This is a genomic window from Xanthomonas sp. SHU 166, assembly GCF_000364685.1.
Classification (GTDB): Bacteria; Pseudomonadota; Gammaproteobacteria; order Xanthomonadales; family Xanthomonadaceae; genus Xanthomonas_A; species Xanthomonas_A sontii.
In genome coordinates this window covers 1-2,930 of sequence record NZ_AQOJ01001010.1, presented here as the reverse complement: position 1 = coordinate 2,930, position 2,930 = coordinate 1, and the positions used below count along the sequence as shown (strand labels likewise).

The 2,930-nt window shown below is 72.1% G+C and carries 2 protein-coding genes and 1 pseudogene; 2 read left to right on the top strand and 1 reads right to left on the bottom strand.

The genetic code is table 11. The features are described from left to right. Nucleotides 1-885 (top strand): phospholipase D-like domain-containing protein (locus D180_RS22290; RefSeq protein ID WP_017914509.1); only part of this gene is annotated, 885 nt, incomplete at its 5' end. A 111-nt stretch (nt 886-996) separates the two neighbouring features. Then, a complete protein-coding gene (locus D180_RS22285) occupies nt 997-2,424 on the top strand; it encodes an FAD/NAD(P)-binding protein (protein ID WP_017914508.1) in 1,428 nt (475 codons plus the stop codon). Nucleotides 2,425-2,612: 188 nt separating this feature from the next. On the opposite strand, the pseudogene D180_RS22280 reads toward D180_RS22285, so the two are convergent. Then, a pseudogene (locus D180_RS22280) lies at nt 2,613-2,930 on the bottom strand (MFS transporter); the annotation flags it as partial.

Below are 2,930 nucleotides of genomic sequence, written 5' to 3'. Positions count from 1 at the left end.
GGTGGCCGCCGCGGCCTGCGCCGCTACCGCAAGCGCCTGCACGCGGCCGGGGTCGAGGTGCAGGCGTTGCTGCCGGGCGGGCTGCGCTGGCGCCGCAGCGGCCGCATGGACCTGCGCAACCACCGCAAGATCGCGGTGATCGACAACCGCGTCGGCTACATCGGCTCGCAAAACCTGGCCGAACCGCAGTTCGTCCCCGGCCATCCCAACCGCGAGCTGGTGGCGCGGGTGCAGGGGCCGGTGGTGGCGCACCTGGAAGCGGTGTTCGCCAGCGACTGGTTCATCGAGACCGGGCAGCGCCTGAGCGTGGTCGCGCCCGCCTCCATCCACGGCGGCGGCGTCGCCGCGCAGCTGTTGCCCAGCGGGCCGGCGTACCCGTTCGAGAACGCCCGCGACACGGTCAACGCGCTGATCCATCTGGCACGGCGGCGCATCGTCATGGTCACGCCGTATTTCGTGCCGGACGAGGCCACGCTCAGCGCGCTGCGCATCGCCGCGCTGTCCGGGGTGGACGTGCAGTTGATCCTGTCCGAGAGCAACAACCAGCGGCTCACCGCCTGGGCGCAGGAGGCGTATTACGACGAACTGCTGCGCAGCGGGGTCAAGATCGCGCTGTACCGGCCGTGCTTCCTGCACGCCAAGCACCTGAGCGTGGATGAGGGCATCGCCCTGGTCGGCTCGATCAACCTGGACATCCGCTCGTTCGCATTGAACGCCGAGGTCGGCATGCTGTGCTACAGCGCCGCGGTGGTGCAGCGGCTGCGCGCGGTGGAGGCCGACTACCTGGCCGATGCGCGGGTGCTGACGCTGCAGGACTGGCGCAAGCGGCCGGCCTGGCGGCGCAGCCGCGAAGGCATCGCGCGCCTGGCCGATGCGCTGATGTGACGCATGCCGATGACAGGCGCATGACGCGCTCATGCGCGATCGGTGCCGGCACATGCACCACGGTTCTCAGCCGCGGGCCGGGCCGGTGGGGGCTTCCCTTACAATCGCGGCATGAATGAGCTTGTGCCCAGCGAACCGGCCGCCGACGACTGCGACATCGCCATCGTCGGCGGCGGCGCGGCCGGCGTGCTGGTCGCGCTGCAGTTGCTGCGCGAGGCCGGCACCGCGCTGCGCGTGCAATTGATCGAATCGCAGCCGTCGCTGGCGCAGGGCGTGGCCTATGCGACGCCCTGCGCCGAGCACCTGTTGAACGTGACGGCCGGGCGTATGAGCGCCTTCGCCGACGCGCCCGACGACTTTCTCGACTGGCTGCAGCAGCAGGCGTTGTATCCGCAGCTGTCGCGCGCCGCACTGGCCGAGGCCTATGTGCAGCGCCGCCATTACGCCGCCTATCTGCGCGCACGCCTGTGGCAGGCGCAGACCGCCGGGCCGGCGCGCCTGCAATGGCGCCAGGCGCGGGTGCTGGCGCTGCATCCGCAGCCGACCGGCGCTCAGATTCTGCAATTGCACGAAGGTGGACAGCTGCATGCCGGCGCCACCGTGCTGGCGCTGGGCAACAGCCTGCGTCCGCTGCCGGCGCGCGGCGCTCCCGGTCTCGACGCGCCGTCGCGGATCGAGGCCTGGGACTATGCGCAGTTGCAGGCGATTCCGCGCGAGGCCACGGTGTGCATCGTCGGCTCCGGCCTGAGCATGGCCGACAGCGTGCTGACCCTGCTGGCCAATGCGCACCGCGGCCCGGTGCACGTGGTCTCGCGGCACGCCTTGCTGCCGTTGCCGCATGCCGCGCATGGCGCGCCGGCCGACTTCGATGCGCAGGCGCTGCTGGCGATGCCGCTGCGCCAGCGCGTGCGCGCGCTGCGACGCCATGCCGCCGCGGCACAGGCGCAGGGCCGGCCCTGGCAGAGCGTGATGGACCGGATACGCCCGCTGAGCCAGGCGCTGTGGCAATCGCTGTCGATCACCGAGCAGCGCCGCTTCCTGCGCCATGTGGTGCGCTACTGGGACGTGCACCGGCATCGCATCGCCGCGCCGGTGTTCGCGCAACTGCAGGCGATGCGCCGGGTCGGTCAGTTGCGCCTGCACCGCGCGCGGCTGGACACGGTGTTCCCGGTCGGCGCCTGCGTGCAGGTCAACGGCATGGGCGCCGACGGCGTGCCGCTGCAGCTCGACGCCCACTGCGTGATCAACGCCACCGGCGTCGAACTGCGCGCGCAGACCATGCGCAATCCGCTGCTGCACCAGTTGCTGGGGTGCGGCCATGCACAGCCGGGGCCGCACGGCATCGGCGTGGGCAGCGCCGCCGACGGCGCGCTGCTCGACGCCGACGGCCGCGCCACGCCGCGTATCCGCGTGCTCGGCAGCCTGCGCATCGGCAGCCTGTGGGAAAGCCTGGCGATCCCCGAGCTGCGCGTGCAGGCGCAGCAGACCGCGCAGGCGCTGCTGGCGCTGGACGTGTCGGCCCGCGTCGCTGCGCACTGAACACCGCGGAACAGGCCTCGCTACGATGTATGTCGGCGCGGTGGTGACATCCGAAGGCCTCCCATCGCGCTCATTGCCACAGCGGACCGAGGTGTGACCGCGTAGAAGCTGCTTCAGCCGCGACAGGCCTTCGCCGGTCACGCCCATCGCGGCTGAAGCCGCTCCTGCACGAGACTTCCCCGCAGGTATCAGCGGCTTTCATCCACCGCGTCTTGCGGCGTGCGCCCGAGCAACAGGCAGATCGCGATCGCCGCCAGCGCGGTGATCGCCGCCAGCACCCGGGTGAGCGTGCCGAAGGCCGCCGCGTAGGCCAGCCGCAGTTGCGTCGCGGACAGCGCGCCCTCGGCCATGGAGGCGGACAGATCGCCGGCGACCAACCGCTGCGCGGTGTCCGCCAGGGTCGCGTGCGGCAGCAGCGGCGCGACCGCGGCCAGCCGCGCCTGCACCAAGGCCGCGAGCAGGGCCGCCACGCTGGCCAGGGCGATGCCTTCGCCGGCCACGCGCAG

Excerpts from the sequence above, each read along its gene's own strand:
- D180_RS22285 (WP_017914508.1), top strand. The coding sequence starts at position 997 with ATGAATGAGCTTGTGCCCAGCGAACCGGCCGCCGACGACTGCGACATC.